The following is a 4,294-nucleotide window of genomic DNA, read 5'->3' on the forward strand; positions in this document are numbered from 1 at the left end:
CAATGTTTTTATCCCTTTCTCCAATATTAGGGTAAGCCTCTGGCCTTGCGACAACATCGTTATTGACCATTTCTCGTAAGCTGAAACCCGCGTTTTTGAAGGCTCTCCACACAACATCAGTACATACACCAATATCGTCAGGTGGATAACCACCATCATAATACGCTCCGTTATAGGTTGGATGATTTTCGGCATCCTTCCTTGCACCGAGCAAAATATCGGTATAATCATCTATGCCGTTATCATTATAATCCATCTGGCTGTATATTGTTTCAATGTTAAAGTCGTCGGAAGCATAAGCTTTTCGTGGAAGAAGGTTGTAGTAACTCGCCATATACAACCCTGCACCGGTCAACAACAGGGCAAAAGCAATCATAAAACGCAGTGCCGGACTTGGCTTATGGCTATTGTTATTCATGTTTTGATCATTCCTTCACGATGCCCTTTACCGCTTATTACCACAACAGAGCCGAGCCAGCAACCCAAGACGTGCCAAGTTAGAGCTTGTGTCTTGGCAGGCTTTGTTGCTTAGTTTAATCGGCGTTTTGTCATGCGTCGCTAAGCCTCTTTAATCAACGCCTGCTCAAGTAGTTTCAAATCACTGGCTAACCCGCCAGATCGCCGTATACCTTGCTCATGTCTTCCCGAGAAAAAGTAATCTTAGTGCTGTAGGCAGTAGTATCAAGCTCTTGTCCGATGGTGAAAAGCTGAAAGCGAAGGTTGCATTATCTACATTATCGATGCCACAAGTTTCCTTGGTCAGTGTAGGCCACCAAGGCATTAAAGGTCTGACGGCTAGCGGCACATAAAAAGGTTCTCCATTAAGCGGGCCGGTACCGGAAGGGTTGTCGGCACGCTGTCAATCGTTAATTGCCTCGATACCGAGCCGTTTAAGCTTGTCAAGATGATCTCGCATGTTTTTTAGCACCTCTGGAGAATGTCCCTGCCAGTCCAAAACCTCGCCCACTACTCGTAGTGGGTGTTTGGTTCGGTAGGACCTGGTTGGGTTCCCCGTAAACTTCTTATCCGTCAGATTGGGATCATCCTCAATAGGACCTGTAGGCTCCACACGATAGATTCTACCGGGTTTGTCGCCCACTGCCAGTTCCGCTCCCCACGTTGCCGCATCCAATGTCGCAGTCAGGTAGACGTAGTTGGCCTTCTTGCCCTCGCCAAAGTTAGAGCTATAGCCAGGTTTCAGCATGTCTCCCACCTTCAGGTCGGCTTTTGAGCCGTGGTAGAAAGGTCCGGGATCCAATGTTCTAGACGGTGTCCGTTCAGTCTTCATATTCACTTCCTATCCCTCTCATGAGAAACGCCTGGCCCCCTGTTTTCATTGTAAGTATATGGTATCTGATTCTACTTCCATAATCAACAGGGATTGATCACCGGGATACGCCACCGTGTTACCAATTCACGGTAGGGGTAAATACCAACCCGAAAAGGAAACCCGGTTATTGAAGTTGCGAATGCTAGGCGTTTCTATTTCACCGGCCTGATCTCTAGATAGTAATGCTCCTTTGTAGGATCAAGTTCCACCTTGGTAATGCCTTGGGTCAAGTTGAAACCGAAATTTTGACGGACGATTTCGATGCCATCGGTAGAAGTTAACTCTGCTGCGAGTGCCTCAAAATGGAGGTTGCTTCCCAACCGGGTCACCGTATCGTAACCCTGCACGCCCACCTTATCAGACCCGGAGCAAGCAAAGTCGTGGCTTGGTTTCTTATGCATATTCGCCGTAACTGATACGCTATTTCCAGCAGGCACGGTAATCGCGAATTCCAAGTAGAATACGCGCTGCAGACTTCTAGTCTCTTGGATTATATCCTCTAACATCCCGTATTGGTAACGGTCACGGACCGATTCGGACAGCGGGCCGTATTGATACATAAACTCTGAAACAGCCCCAAGAAACATCTCTTGGGGTACGACCAGCGAGTTGCCGCCACCATATTGAGCAAAGAAATCAGCAATGAGCTCACCCATCACATCTGACAAAACCCGCTGGGTCCGGGTGATAGATGTCGACACACCCTCGAGTTCGTTGCCCTGTTCACAGGCGCCGTTTTTGTATCCCTGCAAGCTGTAGTCTGTAATGTCATCGCCCATTATAATTAACATTTTTGTCCCTCTGTGCCTCTTATGTTTATGCGGCACAAAATAGCTGTATCTGCGAAAACCATCATCGCCAATTTCCGCGCCTTCGAAGCCATACTGCAATATGGTAGTTTTGTCGGGATCAATGGTAAAGGATATGGCTTGTGTGGCGGCATCATACTGTTCGGGTGCTCTAAAATCGGCAAAGGTATACACGGTTACCTGCTGGGGCAAAGCAGGGTAGAGTGCGTAGGCATTATCTTTATAACTGCCGTCTTCTAACAGTGCTTTATAACCTTCCCAGCTGTTTAGTTGTAAGATGTTGGCACTTCCATTTGAATCCTCGGCGCCATAAACACCAGTAAACCCCCCGCAATAGCCGCCTGCATATAGTACCGGTGCCACTTGGTGTCCGTTTGCGGTAATAACAGGCATCTGTTCCTTAAGCTCATCAAAACTTCCGGCAAATGGATAAATTGCTCGTACGGTTTTTTCTTCCGAGGCGTAATTGCTAAGGGTATAGCTGTCTGCTACATTGGAACCCCAGACCCGAACACTATCCTCAGCAGGAAGGGAAAAATCGTAAGTGATGTTACGGATAGCGGTTATTTTATCGTCCGCCTTATTTAAGGTCAAAGGAAAAACTGGCCCTGCATAGGACATGAAGATACTGCTGTCGCCATGTCCGATACCACCGCTTCCCGCATTGCCAGCAAAAGGGAGCCGGCTTTGCAGCATAAGTGCTCCACCGATGCCAATGGCTACCAGTGCGCAAGCAGCAACAGCTGACCATTTCCTCCAAGGTGAGAACTGCTGTTGGAGCCTTGTTGTTCTTGCTTCTTCAATGTATTCTTCACGCACCTCGGTCAAAGCATCGAAGATTTTCTTTTCTCTCATAGCCAAATTCCCTCCAGTTCCAGTGCCCGTTTCAGGCTTTGTCGTAAACGGTACAAGTGCCCCGCCAGTCTATTGGACGAAGTTGCGCATTCCTCGGCTAGTTGATTCACCGCATCTCCAAACCAATAACGCCGCATAAATAGAACGCGGCTGGCTACAGGTAAGGTATCCAACCAGCGGTTAATTGTCCGTATCAATTCCTTTATTTCTACTTTACCTTCTACAGTATCAGAATCTGGCACGCAGTCACCGAGCTCCGACAGTAGAAGTTCAGCGCCATTGTATCGTTTTTTGGCTCTTTGTTCATGCCAGCGATTGATAGAAAGATTGCGGGTAATGCGCCCAAGGTACGCACCAAGAAAGTTTGGCTTTGCCGGAGGAATTGCGTCCCAGGCCTTACGGTATGTATCGTTTACGATTTCTTCACTGTCCTCATAATTGGAGAGGATATTAAACGCAATCCCATGGAGCATCCGCCCGTATTTGGCGTCGGTCTCCCTGATGGCAGTCTCGGCACGAGCACTGTATAGCCCAATAATTTGTACGTCCTCCATCTACGTCCCACCTTTATGGTAAATTGAAAGGCCCTCACTTATATAGACAGGATCTGTTTCAATATATTCGTATCATGAAACCCCGCCCTTGCCGGCAAACATCAAATAAAGCCCACCTTGCAAAAAGATGAGCTGTTTGGGCCAAGTGCTTACTATTACATCGACATTCATTGGCCACATCCGCTTGCACTTACACTAACGTGATTTTTCATCTTGATACATGAGTTGAAAATTTGCAACGGACCCAAAATCACTTTTAATTATCGGTGTGTATTCCCGTGTCTCAAAATCATAGTAGTATATTCCTTCATCCTCACCGATAGTTTCTAACATATAAACACCCTTCTTGTCTCGCGTGAAACTGCCCCGCTGCGGAAATTGCGTATCTGATTGAAACAACACCTTCATATCATTTAAATCAATTACTTCAGATATAGTAGTTGTGTCCGGCAACGGTGATATCGTATCATCCGCACGATACAGCAACCGGTTATCCATGGCGTAAAGCGCTTGAATTGCCATATTGGCCTCGTGTAACATTTCCCGCTTATCGCCTAAATTATAATCAAACGAATAAATGGTGTATTCAGGGGTGGCATGATCTGTAACATCACGTGTTATAGCAATATCTTCTTCTTCAGTGTCATATATAGCCACGTATATACGTTTTTTAATCTTATCAACACTGATAGTTCGGGTCGAGGCTGTATCAGCTTCATCCCAGTATTTAATACTGCCGTCAGATA

The 4,294-nt window shown here is 46.6% G+C and carries 5 protein-coding genes; all 5 read right to left on the bottom strand.

Going from position 1 to position 4,294, the window contains the following annotated elements; translation table 11 throughout:
• A partial coding sequence (locus GX016_07500) for a DUF1287 domain-containing protein (GenBank protein HHT71402.1) occupies window positions 1-418 on the bottom strand: 418 nt, incomplete at its 3' end.
• Window positions 419-859: 441 nt separating this feature from the next.
• Window positions 860-1,288, bottom strand: a complete 429-nt coding sequence (arr, locus tag GX016_07505; protein ID HHT71403.1) for an NAD(+)--rifampin ADP-ribosyltransferase — start codon at window positions 1,286-1,288, stop codon at window positions 860-862.
• 194 nt (window positions 1,289-1,482) lie between these two features.
• Window positions 1,483-2,994, bottom strand: a complete 1,512-nt coding sequence (locus GX016_07510) for a hypothetical protein (protein ID HHT71404.1) — start codon at window positions 2,992-2,994, stop codon at window positions 1,483-1,485.
• Window positions 2,991-3,548, bottom strand: coding sequence for a sigma-70 family RNA polymerase sigma factor (locus GX016_07515; protein ID HHT71405.1), 558 nt, complete (start codon window positions 3,546-3,548; stop codon window positions 2,991-2,993). Before GX016_07515 ends, GX016_07510 begins: the two co-directional genes overlap by 4 nt.
• 195 nt (window positions 3,549-3,743) lie before the next feature.
• The coding region (locus GX016_07520; GenBank protein ID HHT71406.1) for a hypothetical protein at window positions 3,744-4,294 on the bottom strand (551 nt) is incomplete at its 5' end.

This window comes from Bacillota bacterium (assembly GCA_012837285.1).
Classification (GTDB): domain Bacteria; phylum Bacillota; class DTU030; order DUMP01; family DUMP01; genus DUNI01.

What these genes read in the sequence shown, in the direction of transcription:
- arr (HHT71403.1), bottom strand. Translation starts at nt 1,288, where the DNA reads ATGAAGACTGAACGGACACCGTCTAGAACATTGGATCCCGGACCTTTC.
- GX016_07510 (HHT71404.1), bottom strand. Translation starts at nt 2,994, where the DNA reads ATGAGAGAAAAGAAAATCTTCGATGCTTTGACCGAGGTGCGTGAAGAA.
- GX016_07515 (HHT71405.1), bottom strand. Translation starts at nt 3,548, where the DNA reads ATGGAGGACGTACAAATTATTGGGCTATACAGTGCTCGTGCCGAGACT.